The sequence below is a fragment of the Paenibacillus sp. NPDC058174 genome, assembly GCF_042883865.1.
Taxonomy (GTDB): Bacteria; Bacillota; Bacilli; order Paenibacillales; family Paenibacillaceae; genus Pristimantibacillus.
On record NZ_JBHVUY010000002.1, the window covers coordinates 531,913 to 558,379 of the forward strand.

The 26,467-nt window shown below is 52.9% G+C and carries 21 protein-coding genes; 14 read left to right on the plus strand and 7 right to left on the minus strand.

The annotated features are described in order from the left end of the window. The first annotated feature begins 1 nt into the window (after position 1). From ACFVVF_RS13870 to ACFVVF_RS13885, 4 genes are all read left to right on the plus strand, one after another. A complete protein-coding gene (locus ACFVVF_RS13870) occupies positions 2–880 on the plus strand; it encodes a carbohydrate ABC transporter permease (protein WP_387810212.1) in 879 nt (292 codons plus the stop codon). Further along, positions 880–1,698 carry a carbohydrate ABC transporter permease gene (locus ACFVVF_RS13875; protein WP_387810215.1) on the plus strand — a complete coding sequence of 273 codons (819 nt, stop codon included), beginning with the start codon at positions 880–882 and terminating at the stop codon, positions 1,696–1,698. Before ACFVVF_RS13870 ends, ACFVVF_RS13875 begins: the two co-directional genes overlap by 1 nt. A gap of 132 nt (positions 1,699–1,830) precedes the next feature. Next, on the plus strand, positions 1,831–3,939 hold the full coding sequence (locus tag ACFVVF_RS13880) for an alpha-galactosidase (RefSeq protein WP_387810217.1): 2,109 nt from the start codon (positions 1,831–1,833) through the stop codon (positions 3,937–3,939). A gap of 55 nt (positions 3,940–3,994) precedes the next feature. After that, positions 3,995–4,927: an aldose epimerase family protein gene (locus ACFVVF_RS13885; RefSeq protein ID WP_387810219.1), complete on the plus strand. Its 933-nt coding sequence runs from the start codon at positions 3,995–3,997 to the stop codon at positions 4,925–4,927. Between the two features lie 39 nt (positions 4,928–4,966). Here the strand turns inward: ACFVVF_RS13885 and ACFVVF_RS13890 are convergent, their stop codons facing one another. Further along, a complete protein-coding gene (locus ACFVVF_RS13890) occupies positions 4,967–5,854 on the minus strand; it encodes an AraC family transcriptional regulator (protein ID WP_387810221.1) in 888 nt (295 codons plus the stop codon). Between the two features lie 166 nt (positions 5,855–6,020). On the opposite strand from ACFVVF_RS13890, the gene ACFVVF_RS13895 reads away from it, so the two are divergent. The 3 genes from ACFVVF_RS13895 to ACFVVF_RS13905 all read left to right on the plus strand — a co-directional run bounded on the left by ACFVVF_RS13895 (position 6,021) and on the right by ACFVVF_RS13905 (position 11,904). Beyond that, complete coding sequence (locus tag ACFVVF_RS13895; protein ID WP_387810224.1) at positions 6,021–9,383, plus strand: DUF5107 domain-containing protein; 3,363 nt, start codon at positions 6,021–6,023, stop codon at positions 9,381–9,383. An 863-nt stretch (positions 9,384–10,246) separates the two neighbouring features. After that, positions 10,247–11,014 carry an alpha/beta fold hydrolase gene (locus ACFVVF_RS13900; protein WP_387810227.1) on the plus strand — a complete coding sequence of 256 codons (768 nt, stop codon included), beginning with the start codon at positions 10,247–10,249 and terminating at the stop codon, positions 11,012–11,014. Between the two features lie 5 nt (positions 11,015–11,019). Continuing rightward, positions 11,020–11,904 carry an SGNH/GDSL hydrolase family protein gene (locus tag ACFVVF_RS13905; RefSeq protein ID WP_387810230.1) on the plus strand — a complete coding sequence of 295 codons (885 nt, stop codon included), beginning with the start codon at positions 11,020–11,022 and terminating at the stop codon, positions 11,902–11,904. A 53-nt stretch (positions 11,905–11,957) separates the two neighbouring features. Here ACFVVF_RS13905 and araA read toward each other — a convergent pair whose 3' ends face one another. The 5 genes from araA to ACFVVF_RS13930 form a co-directional block, all read right to left on the minus strand. Then, positions 11,958–13,460, minus strand: coding sequence for an L-arabinose isomerase (gene araA / locus ACFVVF_RS13910; RefSeq protein ID WP_387810232.1), 1,503 nt, complete (start codon positions 13,458–13,460; stop codon positions 11,958–11,960). Positions 13,461–13,487: 27 nt separating this feature from the next. After that, on the minus strand, positions 13,488–15,155 hold the full coding sequence (locus tag ACFVVF_RS13915) for a ribulokinase (protein ID WP_387810235.1): 1,668 nt from the start codon (positions 15,153–15,155) through the stop codon (positions 13,488–13,490). A 3-nt stretch (positions 15,156–15,158) separates the two neighbouring features. Further along, positions 15,159–15,866 carry an L-ribulose-5-phosphate 4-epimerase gene (gene araD / locus ACFVVF_RS13920; RefSeq protein ID WP_387810238.1) on the minus strand — a complete coding sequence of 236 codons (708 nt, stop codon included), beginning with the start codon at positions 15,864–15,866 and terminating at the stop codon, positions 15,159–15,161. A 178-nt stretch (positions 15,867–16,044) separates the two neighbouring features. Continuing rightward, positions 16,045–17,136: a GntR family transcriptional regulator gene (locus ACFVVF_RS13925; RefSeq protein ID WP_387810241.1), complete on the minus strand. Its 1,092-nt coding sequence runs from the start codon at positions 17,134–17,136 to the stop codon at positions 16,045–16,047. Between the two features lie 900 nt (positions 17,137–18,036). Next, complete coding sequence (locus tag ACFVVF_RS13930) at positions 18,037–18,534, minus strand: P-loop NTPase family protein (protein WP_387810244.1); 498 nt, start codon at positions 18,532–18,534, stop codon at positions 18,037–18,039. Positions 18,535–18,900: 366 nt separating this feature from the next. On the opposite strand from ACFVVF_RS13930, the gene ACFVVF_RS13935 reads away from it, so the two are divergent. From ACFVVF_RS13935 to ACFVVF_RS13950, 4 genes are all read left to right on the plus strand, one after another. Beyond that, positions 18,901–19,092 (plus strand): hypothetical protein, encoded by a 192-nt coding sequence (locus ACFVVF_RS13935; RefSeq protein ID WP_387810247.1) that lies wholly within the window; start codon positions 18,901–18,903, stop codon positions 19,090–19,092. A 116-nt stretch (positions 19,093–19,208) separates the two neighbouring features. Continuing rightward, positions 19,209–20,123: a helix-turn-helix transcriptional regulator gene (locus ACFVVF_RS13940; protein WP_387810250.1), complete on the plus strand. Its 915-nt coding sequence runs from the start codon at positions 19,209–19,211 to the stop codon at positions 20,121–20,123. Next, positions 20,120–21,082 (plus strand): cysteine peptidase family C39 domain-containing protein, encoded by a 963-nt coding sequence (locus ACFVVF_RS13945; protein ID WP_387810253.1) that lies wholly within the window; start codon positions 20,120–20,122, stop codon positions 21,080–21,082. The genes ACFVVF_RS13940 and ACFVVF_RS13945 overlap by 4 nt, the downstream gene beginning before the upstream one ends. A gap of 15 nt (positions 21,083–21,097) precedes the next feature. Beyond that, positions 21,098–22,033 carry a hypothetical protein gene (locus ACFVVF_RS13950; protein WP_387810256.1) on the plus strand — a complete coding sequence of 312 codons (936 nt, stop codon included), beginning with the start codon at positions 21,098–21,100 and terminating at the stop codon, positions 22,031–22,033. A gap of 52 nt (positions 22,034–22,085) precedes the next feature. Here the strand turns inward: ACFVVF_RS13950 and ACFVVF_RS13955 are convergent, their stop codons facing one another. Beyond that, on the minus strand, positions 22,086–22,787 hold the full coding sequence (locus ACFVVF_RS13955; RefSeq protein ID WP_387810259.1) for a FadR/GntR family transcriptional regulator: 702 nt from the start codon (positions 22,785–22,787) through the stop codon (positions 22,086–22,088). Between the two features lie 128 nt (positions 22,788–22,915). Here ACFVVF_RS13955 and ACFVVF_RS13960 point away from each other — a divergent pair, with 128 nt between their 5' ends. The 3 genes from ACFVVF_RS13960 to ACFVVF_RS13970 all read left to right on the plus strand — a co-directional run bounded on the left by ACFVVF_RS13960 (position 22,916) and on the right by ACFVVF_RS13970 (position 26,410). Further along, entirely contained in the window at positions 22,916–24,331 is a 1,416-nt protein-coding gene (locus tag ACFVVF_RS13960; RefSeq protein ID WP_387810262.1) for an FAD-binding oxidoreductase, read from the plus strand. A gap of 16 nt (positions 24,332–24,347) precedes the next feature. Then, on the plus strand, positions 24,348–25,724 hold the full coding sequence (locus tag ACFVVF_RS13965) for a (Fe-S)-binding protein (protein WP_387811469.1): 1,377 nt from the start codon (positions 24,348–24,350) through the stop codon (positions 25,722–25,724). 128 nt (positions 25,725–25,852) lie between these two features. Continuing rightward, positions 25,853–26,410, plus strand: coding sequence for a maltose acetyltransferase domain-containing protein (locus ACFVVF_RS13970; protein ID WP_387810265.1), 558 nt, complete (start codon positions 25,853–25,855; stop codon positions 26,408–26,410). The last annotated feature ends 57 nt before the right edge of the window (positions 26,411–26,467 follow it).

The following is a 26,467-nucleotide window of genomic DNA, read 5'->3' on the forward strand; positions in this document are numbered from 1 at the left end:
TATGACCAACGCGAAGCGAATTCTCCGTGGAGAAGGCTGGTACCTCTTCTTCCTTTTGCCCGCCGTCTGTCTGTTCATTCTGGCGGTTGTCGTACCTTTAGCGATGGGAGCACGCTATTCCTTTTCCAGCTGGGATGGCGTATCCAGTACAATTACTTACAATGGTTGGGACAATTACGTGAAAGCTTTCCAGGATAAAGATTTGTGGAGAGCGTTATGGAACACGTTCAAATACGCCATCATTTTAACGATTCTGATTAATGCATTATCCTTGTTCCTTGCTTTGCTGCTTGATTCCTACCTCAAATTCAGAAACGTATTCCGCACGGTCTTTTTCCTGCCAAGCGTCATCTCCATCGTCTTGTCAGGCTTCGTATGGAATTATAACTACAGTCAAGGTTTTCCGAAGCTGCTCGCTTATTTCGGCGTCGACATGACGAGCCCGCTGGGCAATCCCGATTATGCGATGGTGGGCCTCATTATCGTCGCGCTGTGGCAAGGCATCGGCTCGCCGATGATCATTTATATTGCAGGCTTGCAGGGCATTCCGGGTGAATTGCTGGAGAGCGCCAAGATGGACGGAGCGACGACATGGAAGGTTTTCCGCCATATTACGTTCCCGCTGCTTGCGCCTTCGTTAACGATCAACTTGCTCCTCGTCATGACGGGCGCGCTTAAAGTGTTTGATCTGGTCTATGTAACGACAAAAGGCGGACCGGGCTTTGCTACAGAGGTTATGTCCACCTATATTTACCGCACATCGTTCGATAACTTCAAAGCGGGGTACGGCATGACGCTGTCGATGATATTCTTCCTCGTGCTTGTAATCGTCACCGTCGCGCAAGTCGGAATTTTCAGAAGACGGGAAGTGGATTTGTAATGAAAATAACTAAAATTTCGGTTTTTACCCTGGTTACTCTGCTTGCTGTCCTGTTTATCTTTCCGCTTTATGTGGCTGTACTTATGGCGTTCAAATCGGCGAAGCAAACGTTTGATTCCTTTTATGCCTGGCCATCGAGCCTCGATTTCTCGAACTTTGTTCAAGCGTGGAATACCTCGGAATATCCGAAAGCGATTTTTAACAGCCTTATTATTACCGTGATTTCGGTGGCGCTCATTATTATTGCGTCGGCACTGGCTGGTTACTCGATCGCAAGAAGGAACAAGCCGTTCTATAACGTCGTCTTTCTGTTGTTTCTTTCGGGGATGATGGTTCCTTTTCAGGTGACGATGCTTCCGCTCTATAAGCTTGGCAAGTCACTTAACCTCGTTGACAGTCATTGGGGAATCGCGCTGATCTATGGCGGCTTTGGCGTTCAGATGGGCGTCTTGTTCTTCTCCGGCTTCGTGCGCGGCATTTCAAGGGAAATTGAGGAGGCGGCCCGGATTGACGGCTGCTCGACGCCGGGCATCTTCTTCCGCATCATTATGCCGCTGCTCAAGCCTGTTACCGCGACAGTTGTCGTGCTGAACGTGCTCTACATTTGGAATGACTTCCTGCTTCCGTTATTGTATTTGCAAGGGAAGGATTTCCGGACGATTCCGCTGCAGCAGTACTTTTTCTTCGGCCAATACAGCAGCGATCTGAATCTGGCCTTCGCCTATGCTGTAATGGGCATGGTGCCAATCGTCGTCTTCTTCCTGTTCATGCAGCGTTTTATCGTCAAAGGTATTGCGGCAGGCGCAATCAAAGGCTAACAAATCCGAATATAGTCCATGATAATCCGAATTCAGTCAATTGGCTCCGTGACCGTTTCGGGATAAAGTGAAGCATACGTTCAAAAATAGCAGCAACCCGCAATGGAAGGTTAACGGAGGAGGATGACAGCGATGACGATTAAATTTTGGGAAAAGTCCAACCTATTCGAGCTTCGTACCAAAAATACATCTTATCTTTTTGGAGTCAATGAGAGCGGTACACTTCAACATATTTATTGGGGAGCGCCGGTTCAGGCGGAGGAATGTGCAGGCCTGCTTCGGGCACGGGCGCATAGCTCGTTCGATATGGCTGTTGACCGCGAGACCGAGGAGTATGGCGGCCGGGGCGGCGCGGGTTATTCCGAGCCGGGCCTGCAGGTCACTTTCGCAGACGGAGTCCGCGACTTAAGGCTCGTCTATTCCGGCTATGAGCTGGAAGGCGACAGCAAGCTGACGATCCGGCTGGCCGATGAGCATTATGCGCTGAAGGTGGATGTAAGCTACACGGTCATTCCGAACCATGATGTAATCGAGCGTCAGGTCAAGGTGACGAACGAGGAAGAGCAGCCTGTTCGTGTCGAGCAAGTCATGTCGGCGTTGTGGTCGGTCGGCGAGCTTCCGGATTACCGCTTGACGCATGTAACCGGTCGGTGGGCCGGTGAATATCAATTGCGCTCCAATCTGTTGACCGAGGGGAAAAAAGTGCTGGAGTCCCGCAGAGGCTTTACGGGCCCGCATGCCAACCCTTGGTTTGTCATTGATGATGGCAATGCGCGGGAAACAACCGGCAGCGTCTGGTTTGGCGCGCTCGCATGGAGCGGCAACTGGAAGCTGGTGCTGGAGCGGACGACGTTCGGCAAGCTTCGCATTGCCGGCGGTATCCATGATTTTGACGGTTCGTTCCTGCTTGCGCCGGGAGCATCGTATGAGGCACCTGTCTTTGTTGGCGGATTTACGGATGGCGGCTTTGGCGAGATGAGCCGGATTTTGCACCGTTATGAGCGAAGCGAGATTATACCGGCGAAACAGCTGCGCAAAGTGCTGTACAACTCCTGGGAGGCGACGGAGTTCGATGTTACCGTTCAAGGACAGCGCGCGCTTGCTGAGCGGGCGGCAAAGCTTGGTGTGGAGCGATTCGTTGTTGATGACGGCTGGTTCGGCCAGCGGCACAGCGACCGGGCTGGTCTTGGCGACTGGTACGTCAACCCGGAGAAGTTCCCGAACGGCTTATCGGAGCTGATCGATGAGGTGAAAGGCCTTGGCATGGAATTCGGCCTATGGGTAGAGCCGGAATCTGTCAATCCGGACAGCGATCTTTACCGCAAGCATCCGGATTGGACGTACCATTTTCCAACACGCGTAGGCACGGAGCTTCGCAATCAGTATTTGCTCAACTTGGGCAAGCCTGAAGTCAAAGCGTTCGTATTGGATTTCATGACCGAACTGCTGTCCACGTACGACATCTCCTTCATTAAATGGGATATGAACCGGACGGTAACGGAGCCTGGCGAAACGTCCGGACCGGGGCAGGACAAGTCGGTATGGATTCGTCATGTCGAGCATCTTTATGAGATCTGGGCCGAGCTGCGCCGCCGTTTCCCGAATGTGGAATTCGAGACTTGCGCCGGCGGCGGAGGCCGGATCGATCTGGGTATCCTTCGTTATGCCGATCAGGCATGGATTAGCGACAATACGGATGCGAGAGACCGGCTAAGCATCCAAGAGGGCTTCAGCTATGCTTACAGCCCGTCGGTCATGATGTGCTGGGTAACGGAATCGCCGAATGGATTCAACGGCAGAAGCTTGCCGCTCTCCTATCGCTTCCATAGCGCCATGATGGGCGGACTTGGCATCGGGGCGAACATTGGCAAGTGGTCGCCGGAGGAGATGGAGGAAGCGGGCAAATACGTGGAGCTGTACAAGGAGATTCGCCATGTAGTGCAAGAGGGCGAGCTGTATCGCTTGCAATCGCTGCGCGACTCTAATGTTTCAGCTACTCAGTATGTCAGTGCAGACGGCGAGGAATCCGTTGCATTTGCCTTCCTGCAGTCGAATCACTTCGGCAATTCGCTGACGATGCTTCGTCTTCAAGGGCTGGATCCGGAAGCAGCCTATGAAGTATTGGGGGCTGCACCAGAAGGAACGGGTGTATTCCATGGCTCGAATCTGATGCAGATCGGCTTGCCGATCTCTTGGAGAGGCGACTATGCCAGCGTTCTGATCCAGTTAAAGCGGGTATAAGAGCGTAAGGGCGTAGGGGATAAACAATTTGTGTAAAAGGGAGGCGGCGAATGAGATGACAGGCAAGTGGAGCAAGGTGCAGGAACAAGGATATGAGGCTTGGACGGGCAGCAGCGAATGCCTGTCGATCACCGTCATCCCCGCCCTTGGCGGCAAGGCGGTGTCGTTCCGCAGTCTGGCTGCGAATCGGGAATGGCTGTGGAGCAGCGGGAAGCCGCTCGGCAACAACGGCTTTGGCTCCCCGTTCGGTGAAGGGGACGAGAGCGGCTGGGATGAGATGTTCCCCGGCATCAATGCGTGCACGTATGCGGAGGAGCCATGGCAGGGACGCCCTGTTCCGGATCATGGCGAAGTATGGTCTTTGCCCTGGCAAGCAGAGCAGAGCGAAGGTTCTCTTCATTGCAAGGTAGAGGGACGAAACTTTCCATACACACTGGAAAAAACATATTCATTCTCCGGTCCAGACACCCTTCGGATCGACTACGTGGTGACCAACAGGGGAGAGGCCTCGCTCCCCTTCCTATGGGCGGCGCATCCGTTGTTCCAGGCTCCTGAGGGCTTGCAGATTCGCGTTCCCGAAGGAATGAACGCCATTGAGGTTTCCTACTCTGCCGATGAACGGCTGGGCGTGTTCGGTGACCGGCGCAGCTGGCCGATTGCCGCGAACGGAATCGATTTGAGCGTTGTGGAACCAGCGTCGAACCTTTCTGCAGAAAAGTATTATTTTGAAGGCAAAGTGCCGGAGGGCTGGGCAGAGCTGCATGATCCCGGAACGGGAGAAGCGGTGAGGTTCCGCTTTCCGCCGGATAAGGTTCCCTATTTGGCCGTATGGGCGAATAGCGGCGGCTATGGCGGGCATCATCATGTCGCGCTTGAGCCGGCAACGGGCAGGATGGATGACCTGACCGTTGCCATGGAACGGGGCGAAATTGCAGTCGTGGAGCCCGGCGATCGGTACGAATGGTATTTGGAGCTGCAGGTGAAGTGATGCTCTGTGGCGGTATGCGGGAGGCATCTAGTGCAGCGGTTAGCCCTTCGGGGCGCTCCGGTATTCCGTTGGCGAAGCCCCCATTCTTTTTTTGAACAAGCGGGAGAAATAGTAGGGGTCGGACACCCCAACGGAGGCGGCGATTTCTTTCACCGTAAGGCTGGTCAAGCTGAGAAGCTGACCGGCCTTTTGCATTTTCATCCGCAAAAAATATTCAATCGGCGGGAACCCCGTCTCTTGGTTGAACATAAAGATCAAATGCTGCTTGGACAAGCCCGTATGCGTGGCCAGCTCAGGCAAAGTAATGACATCAGATAGCCGCTCGCTCATGTATTGAATGGCCCGCTCGAGATCCTGCCGTTTCTTGCGGTCGCGTGCCGTGCCGCCCGAACCGAGTCCAATCCGGCCAAGCAGCTGGCCCATCGACTGCGAGACATGCACTTGAACCGGCATCGAATAAGGCTTGTCCGTCAGCAGCTCGAAGCAGCGGGAGAAATTATCGGCCCATTCGGCGTAAAGGGCTGCCGGGAGCGGCAGCGGGCCAGAGTCGAGACCGTACAGCTGGATGTAGTCGGCGACATGCTCGCCTTTGAGATGGAACCAGTAGATGCTCCAAGGATGAGTCGCGGATGCGCCGTAACGATGTGGGACACCTGCAGGGATGACGGCAAGATGATGCTCGGGCACCGGTACTGTCCGGCCGTTCAGCTCAAGCCAGCCCTCCCCCCGCAGGCAATAGATGAAAATATGGGCGTCACAGCCCTCCGGCCGCTCCCGGTAATGATACTGGGCTTCCGGAAAAAAACCGATGTCGCTCACGAACAAGCTGCGCGTCAGCTCATAGCGGGACAGCTCCTCGATATGATAGGCGGGAAGCACGAACAGCTTCTCCTCCTCGAACCCTTCAGACTTTCTCAGCTCATCCATGTTATCCGCACCTTTTCAGAAAATCATTCATCTGTTTCGATGATTGCTTTTATTTATAAACTAAAGAGTTTTTCGAAAATAAGAATATAGTCCATTATAAACCGAATTCCGTCAATTGGCACTATCCTCATTTCGCGATAAAGTGAAGGTAATCAGCAAAGGGGGAATGACAATGGCTACAACGCAAGCAAATGCCGGTTCAGCCGTGCGTATCTGGGAAGAGGAAGTAACGATTCCGACTTACGGTATCGGCGCTCCGGACCGCAACCCGATGTTTTTGGAGAAGCGTGTCTATCAAGGAAGCACAGGCAAAGTGTACCCGCATCCCGTCGTCGACAAAATCGAGGATGAGAAAAAGGATCAAACGTACAAGCTCGCTATTTTGGAAAATGAATACGTTCGCATCGAAATTATGCCGGAGCTCGGCGGCCGGATTTACCGGGCGCTGGACAAAACCAACGACTATGATTTCGTTTATTATAACCGCGTTATTAAGCCTGCGCTTGTCGGTCTTGCCGGTCCTTGGATTTCCGGGGGCATCGAGTTCAACTGGCCGCAGCACCATAGACCTAACACTTACGGGCCGGTAGAGTATCGGCTGACCGAGGGTGAGGACGGCAGCGCGACAGTATGGGTGAGTGAAATCGACCGGATGTACGGAACGAAAGTGACGGCCGGATTTACTTTGTATCCAGGCAAAGCTTATCTGGAAGTTTCTGCACAGCTGTACAACCGGACGACATTGCCGCAGACCTTCCTGTGGTGGGCGAACCCGGCTGTAGCCGTCAACGATGATACGCAGTCGGTCTTTCCGCCGGACGTTACTGCCGTATTCGACCATGGCAAACGGGACGTTTCCCGCTTTCCGATCGCTACAGGCACCTACTATAAAATGGACTACTCCGAGGGCGTCGATATTTCCCGCTACCGCAATATTCCGGTTCCGACCTCGTACATGGCTTACAAGTCGGATTACAATTTCGTAGGCGGCTACGATCATGGCGTACAAGCCGGCCTGCTTCATGTAGCCAACCATTTCGTATCGCCGGGCAAGAAGCAGTGGACGTGGGGAAATGGCGAATTCGGACAGGCATGGGACCGCAACCTGACGGATGAAGACGGTCCGTATATCGAGCTCATGACGGGCATGTACACGGATAACCAGCCGGATTTTACATGGCTGCAGCCTTACGAGGAGAAGACGTTCAAGCAATATTTCATGCCATATAAGGATGTAGGCGTCGTTAAAAACGCATCCATTGATGCAGCAGTTAATCTCGAAGTTGACGAGGAAACGGGAAAAGCAACGGTACTCGCTTACGCGACTTCGGTGTTCGAAGGCGCAGTAATTGAGCTTAAAGGAAGCCGTCGTTCTTACTTCCGCGAGACAGTAGAGCTGTCTCCGGTATCGACGTTCAAATCGGTAGTTGCGCTGGACGAAGGCGATTTGCCGCATGATCTGATCGTTACCATTCGGGCTGCAAACGGCAAGCTGCTGATTTCCTACAGACCGGCTAAGCCGTCCATTGAAGAAGTTCCGGATGCCGCTCAGCCGCTGCCAGAGCCGCATGAGCTGCGTACGAATGAGCAGCTGTATCTGGCAGGTCTGCATCTGGAGCAATACCGTCATGCTACTTTTGAGCCGGCGACGTATTACCTGGAGGGGCTGAAACGCGATCCGTCGGATATTCGGATTAACGTTGCCTACGGAACGCTGCTGCTCCGCCAAGGGCTGTTCAAGGAAGCGGAAGGGCATCTGCGCAAAGCGATAGCTTCTATGACATGGCGCAACCCGAACCCTTATGACAGCGAAGCGTTGTACCAGCTGGGCCTTGCACTGAAGCTGCAAGACCGGCCGGAGGAAGCATTCGCCGTATTCTACAAAGCAGTATGGTCTGCTGCATGGCAGGACGCTGGCTACTTCAATCTGGCCCGTATTGCTTGCGCGAACGGCTCGTTTGCAGAGGCGCTTGAGCTGGTGGACCGCGCGCTTATCCGCAATACGCGCAACTACAAGTCACGTCATCTTCGCGCGGCACTGCTTCGCAAGCTGGGACGCTTGTCCGAAGCTGTTGCCTACGCGAAAGAGACACTGAGTATCGATGTCGCCGACTTTGGCGCTGCTCGCGAGCTGGGTCTGGCGCTGGCTGAGCAGGGGCTATCTGCGGAAGCGGATGCTGTTGTAGCCGAGCTTGACCGTCTCATGCGGAATGACCCGCATAACTATTTGAGCCTCGCTTCCGATTATGCGGAAAGCGGCTTGTATGCGGAGGCAATCGAAGTGCTGAACGTGCTTGTTGGCCAAACGCCGGCAGCGGACGATGTATATCCGATGGTTCACTACACGCTGGGGTATTTGTATGAGCGTGCAGGACAGCCGGAGCAAGCGGCTGCCGCTCGTAAAGCGGGTCAGGTTGCGAAGCCGGACTATTGCTTCCCGAACAGCCTGTTCGAACTGCTTGTGCTGGAGAGCGCAGTTCAGGCTGATGCGCAAGACGCGCGTGCCCTTTATTATCTAGGTAATCTGCTGTACGACAAGAAGCGGCATGGAGAAGCTGTAGCGAAATGGGAAGCTTCCCGTAAGCTGAATGGCGGATTCCCGACGGTACATCGTAACCTGGCGCTCGCTTACTTCAATAAGCTTGGAGACAGCAAGGCGGCATTGGAGTCGCTGGAGCAGGCTTTTGCTTGCGGCCCAGAGGATGCCCGCGTCTTCTACGAGCTGGATCAGCTTTATAAAAAGCTCGGCTACGCGCCGCAAGTGCGCTTGGCCGGTCTGGAGCAGCATTTGAACCTTGTGCAGCTGCGGGATGATCTGTACTTGGAGTACGTAGCGCTGTTCAATGCGCTTGGCCGTCATGAGGAGGCAGCAGGCAAGCTGGCTGCCCGGAAGTTCCATCCTTGGGAAGGCGGAGAAGGCAAAACGACAGGTCAGCATGTGCTGAGCCGCGTTGAATGGGCGAAGCATGAAATCGCGGAAGGCCGCCATGCGCATGCAGCCGAGCTGCTTCAAGAAGCGCTTGTCTACCCGGAAAATCTGGGTGAAGGCAAGCTGGACGGGGCGCAGGAGAACAACGTGCATTACCATCTGGGACGCGCTTACCTCGGTTTGCAGCAGCCGGAGCAGGCGGAAAGACATTTCCGCGTCGCCTCGCAAGGACTGGAGGAGCCAGCCAGTGCGATGTACTACAACGATCAGCCGCCGGATATGATTTTCTATCAAGGCATGGCGTGGCTGCAGCTTGGCGACCACAAGGAAGCGAAGCGCCGCTTCAACAAGCTGATCGATTTCGGTGAAAAGCATCTCCGCGACGATGTGAAATTCGACTACTTCGCCGTATCGCTTCCGGACTTCCTCGTATTCGAGGATGACCTGAACAAGCGCAACGAAATTCACTGCCGCTACATGATGGGCCTCGGCCTGATCGGCCTCGGCCGCTACGCCGAAGCGCGCGTTCAATTGAACGAAGCGCTGGCGATGGAACCAAACCACCAAGGAGCCAAGCTTCACCTTGGCCTGTGCGAATAAAGCAAAATTCAGAGAGCCCGCGTATATCGCGGGCTCTTGGTTTTATTTATAATCTCGTGTGCCGCGAACGTCTCTCCTCACAAGCTCATACCAGAAGCTCAAAATAGAATAACCATGCTCCTGTACGCAAACTGACGGGGATGGGTTAAGTAACTAAGATTCTATGTGCAGACTGATGGGGATGAGCCAAGTAACCAAGATATTATGTGCAGACTTATGTAAGAGAGCCAGAACTGCCTCCCAATGCGCAGATTGATGACGAGAGCAGCACATTAACAGGAACAAAATGTAAAAGTACATTTTAAAACGTCTCAAAAGCTCTGAAACAGCCTTCAAAATGTAAAAGTACATTTGAAATCATCGAATTTGGCTCTTTTGGCCCTGTTTGCCCCGATCAAAATGCACTTTTGCATTTTGAAGCCATAAATCATCGGAAAATCGACTTCCAACCTGCACTTTTACATTTTGACTGGCTCAGTTGCCGCCGACAGCGAACTTCCTTCGCTATGGATGAGTTAGTTTCTAGGAGTACGACTGATATAGAGTTGTGTATGTGCTAGTGCAGCAGGTGAGCGGAGCGTTTTGAGTCCAAGGGGACTTTTTGCAGATTCTATCCATTACTCATCGGGACAGCGATGAGGAAATGGAATCAAGAACGGCACCATGGACCAAAACGCGCAGCGATCCCGGTGTCTGGCAAAACGCGCAGCGATCCCGTGTCTCACACGTCCGAAAATAATCCCAGCTACAAAGAAGGAGAGTCCACACCAACAAAGAATTGATAAAAGAGTATAAAGCGTTTACATAGTCTGCTAGATGATAGGCTAGCGCTTGAGAGTACAAACGACAAGGGGAGATTTTACATGTCTGCTGTTAAAGGGATTTGGAAGGGATATGAGCGTTACGATTTTACCGTCAACGGGCGCGAAGCGCTGGTTGTTAGTCCTAAAGAGGCGGCTCCGGGAAATCCGTGGGTGTGGCGCGCTGAGTTTTTCGATGCGTTCAGCCAAGTCGATATGGCGCTGCTGGAGCAAGGCTGGCATTTGGCTTACTGCAATGTCAGCGATATGTATGGCTCGCCGGAGGCGATTGAGCTGATGCGCCCGTTCCAACTGCATGTATGCTCAGAGTTTGGATTAGCGGATAAACCGTCTATTTTCGGCTTCAGCCGGGGCGGCCTATACGCAGTAAACTATGCCTTGAAATATCCAGAGTCGGTCTCTTCGCTGTATCTGGACGCGCCGGTGCTGGACTTGGGGAGCTGGCCTGGCGGCAACGGGAAAGCGGATCAGTATAAAAAAGAGTGGGAGGAATGCTTGCAAACCTACCGGCTCACCGAAGAGCAGTTTGCAGACTTCCGGGAAAGTCCGCTCGACCGCGTAACAGAGCTGGCGGCCCTTCGAATTCCGGTTATCCTTGTAGTCGGCGATGCCGATGAGGACGTGCCGTTCTTGGATAACGGGCACCCATTCGCCGAGCGTTTTACAGCAAACGGCGGGGAGATCGAGGTCATTGTGAAGCCGGGTGTGGCGCATCATCCGCATTCATTGGATGACCCGACTCCTGTTGCCGAATTTATTCAACGCGTTTTTTACGGCCAGCCAGAAACTGAATCGATTGGAGCAGAGTAACCATCATGAATGCAAATGCATCGAAGAGAATCGTATTTCTAGGGGACAGCATTACCGACGACGGCACTTATATTTCTTATTTGGACGCTTTTTTCCGGCAGCAGCCCGATGCTAGGCACCCCTGTACGTTCATAAACTTGGGTGTCAGCAGTGAGACGGCTTCCGGTCTAAGCGAGCCCGATCATCCGTTTCCGCGCCCATGCATTCATGAGCGGCTGGAAAGGGCGCTGAGCGAAAGCCGTCCAGATTGGACAGTGATTTGCTATGGCATGAACGACGGCATTTATTACCCGTTTTCAGAAGAACGGTTTGCCGCTTATCGGGATGGAATGAACCGACTGATCGAGGCTGTTCGGGCGACGGGCTCCAAGGTCATTGTGATGACCCCGCCGCCTTTTGATGCCGCTTCATTAAGCGGTGCAATTCTTCTTCCCGAGGGGGAAGAAAAGTACAGCTACCTTACGCCCTTTATCCGATATGACGATGTATTGGAGAGGTACGCCGAATGGGTGCTTGGACTCGAATCAGCGGTTGACGCGGTTATTGCCATTCGCGAGCCGCTGTTGCAGTACATCGCGGCGCAAAAAAACAGCAATACCGACTATCGCTACGGAGACGGCATTCATCCCGATGCGGGAGGGCATTGGGTCATTGCGCAGACGCTGCTCCGCCAATTGTTCCAGCAAAATGTGGAGCAGGGGCCGGACACATGGCCGATATATCCTCTGGTCTATGAACGCCACCGCTTGTTAAGCGCAGCGTGGAAGGAGCATGTCGGGCATACGAACGAAAACAAAGCGGAGGCTTTGCCATTGGATAAGGCCATCCAACATGGCGAATTGCTGGAGGGTCAAATTCAGGAGCTGCTGCAAGCCTACCGCAACGGATAACCACTATAAACAAGAGGCGATGGACTCAATCCATCGCCTCTTGCTTTACCAAGCTACATCAGCCGCCATACAGCGTCTGATATCCGCAATTGCTGGCGAAGCGCTGCTGCTGCCGTATTTTGATCGATGACAACGAGTTCAATGCCCATCCATTCTGCAAAATCGGCCAGCTGCTCCGTCGTAACCGTGTAGGAGAAGACGGTGTGATGCGCGCCGCCGGCCAAAATCCACGATTCTATTCCGTCCTTCATACTCGGCTGAACCTTCCACAATACACGGGCAACAGGCAGATGGGGCATTGCTTGTTCAGCTTCAGGCGAGACGGCTTCCACTTCATTGACGAGCAGCCGGAAGCGGTTGCCCAGATCGATAATCGAAGCATTTATCGCGCTGCCAGCCCGGCCATTGAATACGAGTCTAGCCGGATCAGCTTTGCCTCCAATTCCGAGCGGATGCACCTGTATGGCAGGCTTGCTGGCTTCAACGTCTGCGATGGTAGGACAGATCTCCAGCATATGTGCTCCCAATACGAGCTCATTGTCCGAATCAAGATGGTAAGTGTAGTCCTCCATAAAAGACGTTCCGGCGTTGCCGGACATGATTTTCATCACGCGCAGCAAAGCCGCGGTTTTCCAATCGCCTTCGCCGCCGAAGCCATAGCCTTGTGCCATCAGACGCTGAACGGCTAACCCGGGAAGCTGCTGCATCCCGTGCAAATCCTCGAACGTCGTCGTAAACGCGCCATAGCCGCCCTCCTCGAGAAAAGCCTTCAGTCCCAGCTCAATCCTCGCCTGGTACCGTATCGATTCACGCACCGCCTCATCATCCGCCAGCGACGGAATTTCATACTGCTGCTCGTAGACGGCCATCAGGCTATCAATCTCTTCGTCGGCAATCTGTTCCATCCGCTCAACGAGATCGCCGATACCGTAGCCATCCACCGTCCAGCCGAGCTTAATCAGCGCTTCAACCTTATCGCCTTCCGTAACCGCGACCCCTCGCATATTGTCGCCAAAGCGGGCTACCTTGAGGCTGCGGCACTCCAGACAGGCGATGGCTGTTGCCATCCAACCGCTAATCCGGCTGCGTACCTCCGGGCTTTTCCAATGGCCAAATACGACCTTACGGGGCAGTCTGAGGCGTGTGTTAACAAATCCAAATTCCCGGTCGCCATGCGCCGCCTGATTCAGGTTCATGAAGTCCATATCGATCGATTGCCAAGGAATATCCCGGTTGAACTGAGTAGCTAGATGGAGAAGCGGCTTTTGCAGTCGGCTAAGTCCGCCTATCCACATTTTGGCCGGGGAAAAGGTGTGCATCCATGCAATAATGCCGGCGCATCTTACATCCGTATTCGCTTCCGCCATGAAGCGGGCGATTTCATCCGGTGTCGTCACAACGGGTTTGAAAATAATTTCGAAAGGAATAGAAGCGTCCTCATTCATACCCGCTGCGATTGCAGTGGAATGTGCGTTGACCTGCTCCAATGTTTCAGGACCGTATAAGTGCTGGCTTCCGGTTACAAACCAGAATTGATAAGCTCTAGTCGTCGTCATACCGATAACCTCTTTCCGCATCGGGCATTAGTATTGTTTTTTAAGTTTTTTGAGCCGTTTCATCACATCATTGCCGCCGCGGCCAAAATAATCATGCAGCGTCACATATTCCTGATAGAGCTCCTCATAGACAGCCGCATGACTCGGATTCGGCTTGAACGATTCCTCGCGTACGCGGGCCATTTTTTCCGCAGCTTCAACGATAGACGGGTAGCCGCCAGCTTCAGCTCCCGCCGCTACAGCCGCGAACATCGCTGCTCCAACAGCCGGAGTGTGCTTGGAATCGGCGACTTTGATCTCCATATTGGTGACATCGGCATAAATTTTCATCAGCAGCCGGTTCTTCTGCGGCAGTCCGCCGCAGGCATAGAGCGTATCGACAGCTACGCCGCTGGAGCGGAAGGCGTCGACGATTTTACGCGTGCCATAAGCTGTAGATTCCAATAAAGCGCGATAGATTTCTTCGGGCTTCGTTAACAGAGTGCAGCCTAACAACAGCCCTGTCAGATCGGTGTCGACGAGAGTGGAGCGGTTGCCATTCCACCAATCCAAGGCGAGAAGCCCTGATTGACCCGGCTGCTGGAGTGCTGCTTTCTCCTCTAACCATTCGTGAACGCTCACACCAGCTTGCGCCGCTTCTTCCTTCACATAAGCGGGGACCGCTTCATCCACGTACCATTCGAAAATATCGCCAACAGCCGATTGACCCGCCTCATAGCCGTAAAAGCCGGGAATAATGCCGTCTTCTACGACGCCGCACATGCCTTCGACTTCCTTCTCCTCATCGCCAAGCAGCATATGACAGATGGAGGTGCCCATTGCCATCACCAGCTTGCCTGGCGTAACAACGCCAACTGCTGGCACAGCCGCGTGGGCATCTACGTTGCCGACAGCGACGGCGATTCCCGGTCGAAGTCCCGTTAAATCAGCAAGCTTTTCGCTTAGCTCGCCAGCCTTCGTGCCAAGCGGAACGATGTCGCCTCTGAGCTTCGTATCGGCCAGATTCTCCAGCCTAGGATCAAGGGAGGCGAGGAAGGCTTCACTCGGATAGCCGTCCTGCTTATGCCAGATCGCTTTATAGCCAGCTGTACAGCTGTTCCGCGTCATTTGTCCGGTTAATTGAGAGATGACCCAGTCTGTCGCTTCGACGAATTGATCCGCAGCTTCATAGATTTCAGGAGCTTCATTCAGTATTTGCCATATTTTTGCCAGCATCCATTCGGATGAGATTTTGCCTCCATAGCGGGCCAGCCATTTCTCACCGCGCTTCGCGGCGATTTCATTGATCAGGTTCGCTTCGTCTTGAGCGGCATGATGCTTCCACAGCTTAACCCAGCTGTGCGGGTTGTCCTGATAAGCGGGCAAGGTGCACAGCGGTTCATGAAGCTCTGTAATCGGGAGCATGGTACAGGCTGTAAAATCAATACCAATGCCGATAACGTCGGCCGGATCGATGCCGGATTGCTTCATGACTGCCGGAATCGACGTCGTTAATACTTCGATATAATCGAGGGGGTGCTGGAGCGCCCAATCTGCTTCAAGCGCTTTACCGGAATGGGGCAGACGCTCGTCGATGACATGATGGGTATAAGGCGTTACATGATCCACTATTTCATGACCGTTCGATAAATCGACGAGAACCGCCCGTCCGGATTGGGTGCCGTAGTCGACACCAATTGCATATTTTTGAGTCATTGTTTATTCCTCCCCAGTGGCAGCAGACTGGCCATAGTAAGCGTTTGCACCATGTTTTCTCAGAAAATGGCGGTCAAGGAGCGTCTGCTGCATAGCTGCAGCCTCTTGGTTGATAACATGCGTGCGCGAAGCCATTTTGGCGACTTCCTCCAGCACGACGGCGTTATGAACCGCTTCATGTGCATTTTTACCCCAAGTAAAGGGGGCGTGGCTGTGGACGAGAACGCCGGGAATTTGCTGTGGATTGCGGTCGCGGAACGTCTCTACGATGACATGTCCGGTTTCTTTTTCATATTCGCCTTTAATTTCAGCTTCCGTCATCGGTCTGGTGCAAGGCACATCGCCGAAAAAATAATCGGCATGCGTCGTGCCGAGAGCCGGAATACTCTTGGCAGCCTGAGCCCAGCTTGTAGCCCATGGGGAATGGGTATGGACGATGCCGCCGATCCCCGGAAAATGACGATATAAGACCAAATGCGTAGCCGTATCGGATGATGGACGGTATTGGCTGTCTACGACATTGCCTTGTAAATTGACGACGACCATTTTATCCGCTGTCAGCTCTTCATAGGGGACGCCGCTTGGCTTAATGACGACGAGGCCGTGTTCCCGGTCGATGCCGCTGACATTGCCCCAGGTAAAGGTGACGAGCCCATACTTCGGCAAATCCAAATTTGCTTGGAGTACGTCTTGTTTCAGTTGTTGAAGCACGATTATCACTCCTCATGCTGTATTAAGTAAGTACAAGTTTTGTTTATATTATAAACATGTACGTACAAGTTGGCTATGTTTTTTTTCAGGGAATGAAAAAAGGCCTTGATGCAGCCTGTGAGCCGCTTAGTCAGCAGCAGCATGGCAATCATCAACGCCGTTTTGAGGTGGTGCATGGTTAAGCAGGTGAGCCGGGAGCGGCTGTGGAGCTTCGGATTATGAGTTCCGGCTGGAACACGAAATCCTCCGCTTTTGATCTTTTCTCGATCAGATCGAGCAGCAGCTCGGCTGCTTTTTCCCCCAGCTCTGCCTTGGGGTGCGACACGGTTGTTAAGCCCATTGCAGCTGCGAGCGGAGAATCATCAAAGCCAACGACGGAAAGATGCTCCGGCATGCTCAGATTTAATGGTTTGATCGTCTCGAGCAGCTTCATGGCGAGCTCGTCATTGTAGCAGATCAGCGCGGTTGGCCGATTTGCCTCGCCGGCTTGCAGCAGTTGGTTTGCAGCAGCGGGAACATGAGTATGAAGATCCTCAGTCGCATAGTGAATGAGCCATTCCGGATTGACCGCGATCCGGTATTGCTGATGAGCGCGAATGAAACCTTTGAGCCGGTTAACCCCTTGCAGGTCATCCGTTTTGAAAAAGCCGGCAATACGCCGGTGTCCCAGCTTGATCAAATGCTCCGCTGCGAGAAAACCGCCCAGCTCGTCATCGACTTTTACGACCGGACAATGGATTTCAGGGTATCGCTCATTAATCATCACATAAGGGATGTTCAGGTTGGAGAGCGTCAAATAGAAATTGAGATTGAGATTGGTCTGGGCGCTTTTCGTCGGCTCGATAATGAGCCCGCTTAACGGCTGTTGGATGAGCAGACTTAAGCTTTCCTGTTCTCTCTGTTTGTCGTTGTCTGTGCTGGACAGCAGCAGCTGATAGCCGCGTTCCCGGAGCTTGCCCTCTGCGCCGCGGACGATATGCGGAAAAATATAGCCCGAAATATAAGTCGTCAGCATCCCTACGGCCCGAATCGACTTCTCTTCGGGAGATGACGGATGCGCTACGAATGTTCCTTTGCCCTGAATGCGGTACAGTACACCTTCCGTCTCCAATTCTCCCAGCGCCTGCCTGACCGTCTGACGGCTCATCTGGAACAATTGGGTGATTTCATGCTCGGACGGCATTTGCTCATCGGGACGAAGCTTCCCCGTCTGCACCCATTGAAGCAATTCCTTTTTCAACTGCACATATTTCGGCAATCGCTTAGTCATCTTACACCCCGTACTCCTCTAGTCTTTCATTTATTATAGCAGTTTCGGTTGGCGCGGCAACCGGGTAAGCGGGGAGGTGGGGGACCATCCCCCGTCTAGGCCCTCACGGTGCGCATGGAGGAACAAAATGTAAAAGTGCAGTTTAAGGAGGCACAAAAGCTCCAAAATCGCGTTCAAAATGTAAAAGTGCATTTGGAATCACGGATTTCGCTCTTTTGAGGCTTTTTAGGCCAATCAAACGGCACATTTGCATTTTGATGCAAAAAATCGACTAAAAAGTGGATATCAACATGCAGTTTTACATTTTGATTTTTCGCAGCCAATTGTAACCTTCGCGTGGGAGTGAATGTAGCAAAAAAATCCGATGTGTGCGCAGAGATAAGGCCCTCCGAGAGCCTTAAATCTTGAAAAAAGCACTTGAGCGAGCGCCATAAGACCCTGCCAGGGTCTTAAAGTTGTCTAGCAGGCATAAAAATGCCCGCTTGGTGTGCTCGTGGGAGGGATAAGACCCTCCGAGGGTTTTAACTCTTGAAAAAGCGCTGGTGCGAGCGCCATAAGACCCTGCCAGGGTCTTAAAGTCTTCTGCGATGCCGAAAAATGCCTGCTTGGTGTGCTAATTGGAGGGGATAAGACCCCGAGAGGGTCTTAACCCGTGAAAAAAGCGCAGCGGCGAGCACCATAAGACCCTGCCAGGGTCTTAAAGCCGTCTAGCATGCCGAAAAATGTCGCTGGGCATGCTTGTGGGAGGGGCTAAGACCCCGAGAGGGTCTTAGCTCATGAAAAAAGCGCTGGTGCGAGTGTGATAAGACCCCGACAGGGTCTTAAACCGTCCCCGGGCATGCTCGAAGATACTAGTCTGTAAGTTACACGTGAGAACCAGAGCCTGGAGGGGATGAGGACTTAACGCACAAAATCCAAGCTCCTACTGTCGGAGTGTCTCACCACCTTGTCCCCATATCGCCCCAGCTTGGTCTCGAAGCTTGTCCGGTTCGCTTCAAAATCGCGGGTCCACCTGTACATCATTCGCAGCATGGTGAAGTCCGGCTTGTAATGGCAGGCTTCAATGCAGAGCTTCTGCTTCACGAATCTGACGAAAATGCGAATGCGGCGCCTCCATAAGGGAGGATCGAGAAAGACGATCGTATCAGCCATCTCAAATAAACATTGATACGACTCGCGATCGGTTCCTTCGAAAATCCACGATCCATCGCCGCTCTGGTCAATCTCCTTAATAACTGCCACTTGCTCGTCCGCCGTCCGTTTATGCCGTCCCGTCGCGGTCTGATGATGAACGATGGTGTCGAGCTCATACCAGGGAATGTTCAGCGTATCGGACAAACGTCTAGCCAATGTCGTCTTGCCGCTGGCGACGATTCCGATGATTAGAATTTTCTTCATGGACTCTCCTTCGCAGGCCGCTCAACAATTTGGAATGGATAATAGATATCCAGATAGGTCGCCGCATACCCGCAGATGAATGAACTCACGCTGTGTTTACCTCTAAGCAGCGCACTGTATATATTCGTTTCCTCTACTATGAGGCTATCAAATGATAGGCTTCTGCACAATATTTTTAGTCCCTAATTTCCCTGTCTCCCTGTCTCCCGGTGTCCAAATTCCCAGCAAAACAGCAACAGTAGCTCATTTAAAAAAGCGCCTGAAAACTTTTTTAATGCTGCGACATTTTATGTCGTACTACCTCTTCTATAATGGGGACTGTAAGACAATGTAAATTGAAAACGAAAAATAAAGGAGCATCAGCCAATGGCTAAAACAAAAAGGGGACGGGCATTGTGGAATCTGCCTTCGCGGGGGCGGGGCACATGCCCGGTATGCAATATGACAAGAATCAAACTGCTGTATTCCCGTTCGAAAACGGACGGAACCGTTCTAAAAGTGTGCAAAAGATGCCAAAACGCGGTTCAAAGCAGAATCGACGCCGTTACGGGATCATAGTCCGAGCATACGCAAAATCCGTTCCCAGGAACGGATTTTTTAATGGGAAGGTTGCACAATTTTCCATTCAGATGGTGTAATAAGGAAAAGTAATATTTTTCCGGAGGGGAATGCAGATGAGCAATATGCACCGGATTCAGTGGTTCGATCAGCAAATAAGGGAAAGCCGCTATCCGAACAGCAGCCAGCTTGCGGAGAAGTTTGAAATATCGAAGCGTCAGGCGCAGCGCGATATTGAATATATGAACATTACGCTGAGGGCGCCGCTCGCTTATATCGCCAAGCACCGGGGCTATGTGTACGAGGAGCAGACCTATATTCTTCCACATCTCTATATGACGGAGGATGAAAAAAGAATACTGCGGTTTCTTATTCACCGTTACCGGCAATACGACTATGACAATGCGGATGCGGCGAATCGAGTCGCTTATTTGCTGGAACGCTTCACGGATGCCGAGGACGATTCCATCCATAACCGGCTGCCAGTATTTGAATTTAATCCAAAGCTGATGCAGACCGTTGTGCTCCTATCAGATGCGATAAAGAAAGAGTGCGCGGTCGATCTCCTGTACGAGGGCGAGCGGCTGCGCGTCTATCCGGTCAAATTCGAATCCCGTTACAACATCGATTACGTCCTCTCCCATTGCGAACATAATCAGAAGCAGCGGATGCTCCGCCTTGGCGCTATTGATCAGATCGAAATCAATGAGCAGTCCAAACGCAATAGCGGAGCCATCCTACCGGTAAAAGCCTATCCCAGCGATGAACCTTGGCGGCCGGTCCAACAGCCCTTTACGGCGAAAATACAGCTTACACAGCAGCCCGGTCCGTCCTGGGGCGGCTTTGCAGCAAAGCCGTCAACGGATTCGTCCGATCTATACGAAATCGAATTTTACGATACGGAGGCGTTCCTCCGGCATTTGATGACAAGCGCTTGGAGCGCGCTGCTTGCTCCGAAATGGCTTCGCGAGAAGCTCCGAGCGAGATGCGGCAGCGTGCTGAATCGATTAAACGAGGAGGTAGAAGGATGACGCGCGTTTATTTGGAATATATGCCGATGAAGCGGGAATCGAAAGCCTTCACGGACAGTCTTTATGCTGTGCTGACCGGGGCGGGAATGTTCAACGGCTCCAAGACGTGGCTGTCGGGCTTGAGCGGACTGGCGTTCAAATTTAGCGTTCATAAAAAGCTGCTTCCGATGTCGGTGTCGGCCTACGGGCAATTTGGAACCGAGCATCATCGCGCGATTGACAACTTGGCTATTTTCACCCAATCTGACGGCGGACGTACCAGACATGAGACGTTCCGCAGGTACCAGCTTGATGCTGTGCAAGGTGTGAAGGAAACCCTAGATAGAGGCATCGGCGTTATTTACTGGATTCCTGAGTTTGGCGTCATTCGCGGTTATGATGATGAGGATGGCATTTTTTATGTACAGGATGGCTGGAATGCCGAGGATCAGATTGTGCTGTATGACAATTTTGGGCTTAATTTCACTCCATTCTGGAGCGTTCACTGGATCGGGGACAAGGTTGAAGTGCCTGTAGAGACGATGGTGCTGGGGTCACTGCGGCTAGCGCTTGAGGATTGGGACACACCGTTCAAAACGCTGCCCGACCGGGAGATTGCTTCCGGCAAGCTTGCTTATACGTATTTGCTGGACGGGTTAAAAAGCGGAGATTTTGATGAGGGCGGAGCCAGGTACATTATCGATACCTTCTGGTACGCAAGAAGAGAAATTAGAGATTATTTGGCTGCTGCTATGGAGCTGTTCCCCGAACTAAAGAAGGCCTATGCGAAATATGCGGAGCTGACAGAGCTGGCACCTGCGGAGAACGGCAGTCGCAGCTTTGCTGTGGAAGCGGAATATTTGGCGGCGGCAGAGCCGCTTGAGCATGCAGCGATGGAACAAATTCGCAAAATATGCGCCGGCAATGACACGCCAGAGCAGCACATTTTACCGAGATGGGGCGCTCATGCTCCAAGATAAAGGGGGAGAGAGTTTATGTCAGATCGGCTTTTGAGCCCTATTCATATGAAAGTAGAATCACAATCATATATCGATGCTTTCCACGCGGTGCTGCAGCATCAAGGGTGGTTTACGCGGAGCAGAGCGATGCTATCGGGCATGACGGCCTTCGGCTTCCGGCAGTCGGTTCACCGGCAGTTAAAGCCCGAATCATCGACCGCTTACAATTGGATGGCGGAAAATTTTCTCGCGGCAGACTTGATCGGTGTAACTTCATCGCAATATGCCGGGTTTACGTTTTTGCCGACCTTCCCGCTCTACCGTGAATATGTAATCGGACAAATCAAAGCTTCCATTGACCGCGGTACTCCGGCTATCTTTTGGCGAGACAGATTTGTCGTTGCCTGCGGCTATAACGATGAGACGAAGCGTCTTTATTACAAAGACGGTATCCATGATGATGTACAGGAGCTTCCATACGCTGATTATGGTTCTCCCCCTTACTATCATTTGCAAGTGCTGGAGGAAGGAATGAAGCTCGATCCGGCAGCGGTGTATAAGGAGTCCTTTCTTCAGGCCGTCTACAAATGGGAGGAGCATGAATTGATGCTGCCTCGTGAGGAATACGCTTGCGGCGGTGAAATCTACCAAGCGATCATTGATGCGCTGGCAAGCGGTGATTACGATGCTGACGGAGCTGTAATGACGCTGGAATGGCTGGCTGCGACGAAGCGGGATTTAGCCGATTATATGGCTGAAGTACAGCAGGAGTGGGCAGAAGCGGGAAAGGCGGCGGCACATTACCGGACGCTTGCTGGTCTTATGGAGCGTGTGTCCGCAAGTGAATCCACGGCGCTGCAAATAAGACTGCTTCAGAATGCTTATCAAGCAGAGTCGTTAGCGATTCGCGAGTTAAGCCTGCTTGTAAGAGAAGCGGCCGGCAATCGATTCGATTATGTCGGTTTAAGATAAAACGAGTTCAGCCACCCAGCAGGTCAATGAAACCGGAAGGCTGAACTCGTTTTTAGTTCTGGGGCATCGCTTCCCGCAGTACCTCAATTACCTTCGAGAGATGGTCATCGACCAACTGCTCGGCCAATTGCTTATCGCCGCTGGCAATCGCCGCGCAGATTTGCCGGTGCTCTTGAAGAAGACGCGAAGCGGTCGCCTTTTCCTTGTAAAACCACAGCTCGCGCGTTTGCCGGATGGAGCCTGCAAATCGTTCCGACAGCGACTCCATCATATGGATTAGCAAGGAGTTGCCCGAAGCGGCCACGATTGCCATATGGAACTGGGTATCGGCGCTTTCACTGCCGGAGATATCCTGTTGTTCCAGGCTGCGCTCCATCTCATGAAGAAGCGCCTCAAGCCGCTCCAAGTGCTGTGCGCTGCGGCGGTCGGCAGCTAGCGATACCGCGCCGATCTCCAGCACTTTGCGGACTTCGAGCAATTCGATAAGGGAGTCGGCGTTCTGAAATAAACCGTCTGCGCTATCCACAGGAAGGGTTGTTTTGACGAAGGTGCCGCCGCCATGGCGCACATCCAGCCAGCCTGTCGCTTTGAGCGCGCTGACCGCTTCCCGGATGGTGGAGCGGCCGACGCCATACAATTCCGCAAGCTCGACGACCGACGGGAGACGTTGACCCGGCTGCCACGCACCTCCGCGAATTTGTGTAAGAAGATGCTCCGCCACAAGCTCATGGCCTTTTGCGGTAGTAATTTTCAATGGAAAGCCTCCCGGGTGAAAATGTAATTCGGTATCTATACAATAGCCAAAGTATAGCATATAATGATTTCAAAAGTCATCAGATGACCTGACTACTATTCGACTACTATCGGAGCGAGGGATTACATATGATGGATGCGGCTTTAACGAAACGGTTGCGGCAAATTGTAGGGGAGAACAATTATCGAGATGATCAGGAGGCGCGGGTGGCCCATTCCTATGACGGCACGCCTATGCTGCAATCGCTGCCCGACGGCGTGATTTATCCGAGCAGCACGGAGCAAGTTTCAGAAATTATGAAAGCGCTCGCGGCTTACCGGGTACCGGTCGTTTCCCGAGGCTCAGGCTCCAACCTGTGCGGCGGAACCGTCCCAGTGGCCGGAGGCGTTGTGATGGTCATGCACCGGATGAACCGGATTTTGGAGATTGATATGGAAAATTTGACGGCTACGGTGCAGCCGGGAATCATTACGGGAGAGTTTATTGCTCATGTCGAATCGCTTGGCCTTTTCTATCCGCCTGATCCCAGCAGTATGAAAATATCGACGATCGGCGGCAATATAGCGGAATGCTCCGGCGGGCTGCGCGGCTTGAAGTATGGTACGACGAAGGACTACGTTATCGGGCTGGAAGCGGTGCTTGCCAGCGGTGACATTATCCGCACAGGCGGCAAGCTGATGAAGGACGTCGCAGGCTATGATTTGACGAAGCTGCTCGTTGGTTCTGAAGGCACGCTTGCGATCATTACCGAGGCGACCTTGAAGCTTGTTCCGCCTCCGGCGGTCAAGAAGACGATGCTGGCGATGTATAAGGATCTTTATGGTGCGGCTAGAACGGTCTCGCGCATTATTGAACAGAAGATCATTCCGGCTACACTGGAATTTATGGACAATCCGACGATCCGCGTCGTTGACGATTTCGCCAAGCTGGGACTTCCGCGGGATATGGAAGCCATTCTGCTAATTGAGCAGGATGGCGATTCCGAGACGGTGGAGCGGGACATTGCGAAGATCCGGGAAATATGCGAGCTGGAGCAAGCCGACCGGATTGATGTAGCCGAAAATCGGGAGCAGGCGGAGAAGCTGCTTACGGCAAGAAGAAGCGCATTTACTGCGCTGGCACGTCTTCGCCCGACGACGATGCTGGAGGATGCCACCGTCCCCCGTTCTCGCATTGCCGATATGGTGCTGCGAATTAATGAGATCGCCCGTAAATATGACGTTGCCATTGCGACCTTCGGTCATGCGGGGGACGGGAATCTGCATCCGACGGCGACAACGGACGCCAGAGACAAGGAAGAGGTTCACCGGGTCGAGCAGGCGTTTGAGGAAATATTCCAAGCAGCTATTGAACTCGGAGGGACGATTACAGGCGAGCACGGCGTTGGCCTTGTGAAGGCTCCTTTTCTGGAATGGAAGGTTGGGGCGGCGGGGCTTGAAGTGATGAAGGGAATCAAAAATGCGTTCGATCCTCATCATCTGCTGAACCCGGGCAAAATTTTCGCAAAAGAATCAAGGAAAAGAGTGGTGATCGAACGTGGCTGATTCTCATGCAAATGCAATGGCGACGTTAACGCCAATGGGCAAGCCTAATATCGAGCATGCCAATCCGCTCGCCAGAACGATGCTGGCTAAGCTGGATTACGACCAGTTGACCAACTGCATGCGCTGCGGCTTTTGCTTACCCGCTTGTCCGACTTTCCGGGAAACCGGCTTGGAGCCGGAGTCCCCGCGCGGACGGATTGCGCTTATGAAAGCCGTTGCGGACGGGCTGATGGACCCGGATCAGGTTTTTCAGGATCAGATGAATCATTGTCTGGGCTGCAGAGCGTGCGAGCCTGCTTGTCCGGCCGATGTCAAATACGGTCAGTTGATCGAGCAAGCGCGGGATGCGATAGAGGATCATGCGGAGCATCCGGCAGCCGTCAAAGGTCTTCGTAAGCTGGCATTCAAGGGCGTATTCCCTCATCAGAGCCGGATGAAATGGGTAGGAAGATCGCTTGCCGCCTATCAGAAATCCGGGCTGCAAACCATCGTAAGAGGAAGCGGCCTGATGAAGCTGTTTCCTGCACATATGCGGGAGATGGAACGGATTTTGCCCGATGCATCCGGCAAGGGCGTCGTGGAACGAGTGGGTACACTGTACCCGGCTAAAGGCGAGAAGATCGCTACGGTCGCATTGTTCCGCGGCTGTATTATGGATGTAATGTTCGCTGAGACAAACGTGAACACGGTGAAACTGTTGGCTGAAGCAGGCTTTGAAGTCGTTATTCCAAGCGAGCAGGGCTGCTGCGGAGCACTTCATGCACACAGCGGCGAGATGGAGCAGGCGCGAGCGCTGGCGCGGGCCAATCTGGACGCGTTTAAAGCAGCGGACGTTTCCTATATCGTCTCCAATGCCGGAGGCTGCGGCGCTTTACTGGTGGAGTACGATCACCTTCTGAGCGAAGATCCGGAATACCGCGAGCTTGCTGCATGGTTCGCCTCCCGTGTGATTGACGTAAGCCGTCTGCTCGTGGAACAGGGGCGTCTTCCGTCGTTCGAACAGACTGTTCCCGAGCCGAATGCATCAACAGGACCAATCCGCATCACCTACCAGGATTCCTGCCATCTTCGCAATGTAATGAAGAGCGGCGACTCGCCAAGGAAGCTGATGCGGCAGGTAGCGAATGTGTCTTTCATTGAAATGAAGGAAGCCGACCGCTGCTGCGGCTCAGCCGGTATTTACAACTTGACGCATCCTGAGATGGCGGGACAGATTTTGGAGCATAAAATGGAGCATGCCAACGATACCGGCGCGCGCTATTTGCTGACCAGCAATCCCGGCTGCCTGCTGCAAATGAAAGCAGGTGTTGAGAAACACGGTGCAGGGGAGCGGATGGAAGTGAAGCATGTCGTCGACTTCCTGTACGAGCGGATCGCAGAGCGACAAGAATAGATTTGCCTGAATTATTGAGGTGAGGTGCTTCTGCCCGACGTTTAAGCAGCACAGTTTTTGAACAAAACTAGTGCAAAGGCGGGAATAATAGGCCGCTCGTTTGAACGGAACGGAGAGGAAGCAAAGAAATGGAGCCGAGAACGGAAAAAGAAAAGATGAGGAGCGGCGAGCTCTATCACGCCACTGATTCGCAGCTTGTGCTGGATCGGCAAAATGCCCGCAGACTGCTGAGGCTCTACAATCAATCGCTGGAGTCCGAGAATGACCGTCGAACAGCGCTGCTCAAAGAGCTGTTTGGCTCAACCGGGGCTAGGTTGTACGTACAGCCGACCTTTCGCTGTGATTACGGCTACAATATTCATGTTGGCGACGGCTTTTACGCCAATTTTGATTGTGTGATTATCGACGTATGCGAGGTTCGGATCGGCAATAATTGCTTGATCTCGCCGGGCGTGCATATTTATACCGCAACGCTGCCGTTGGACCCTGTTGTACGGGCTTCTGGAGCGGAGCTGGGCAGGCCGGTTACAATCGGGAATGATGTGTGGATTGGCGGGAGAGCCATTATTAATCCCGGTGTTACGATTGGCAACAATGCCGTTATCGCCTCCGGCGCGGTTGTGACCAAGGATGTGCCTGACAATGTCATTGTTGGGGGAAATCCTGCAAAAATTATGAATACTTAATTGACAGGCATTATGCAATAAAGAAAAAGCCGTTCCGGCAACGGGTCTTGGAATCTG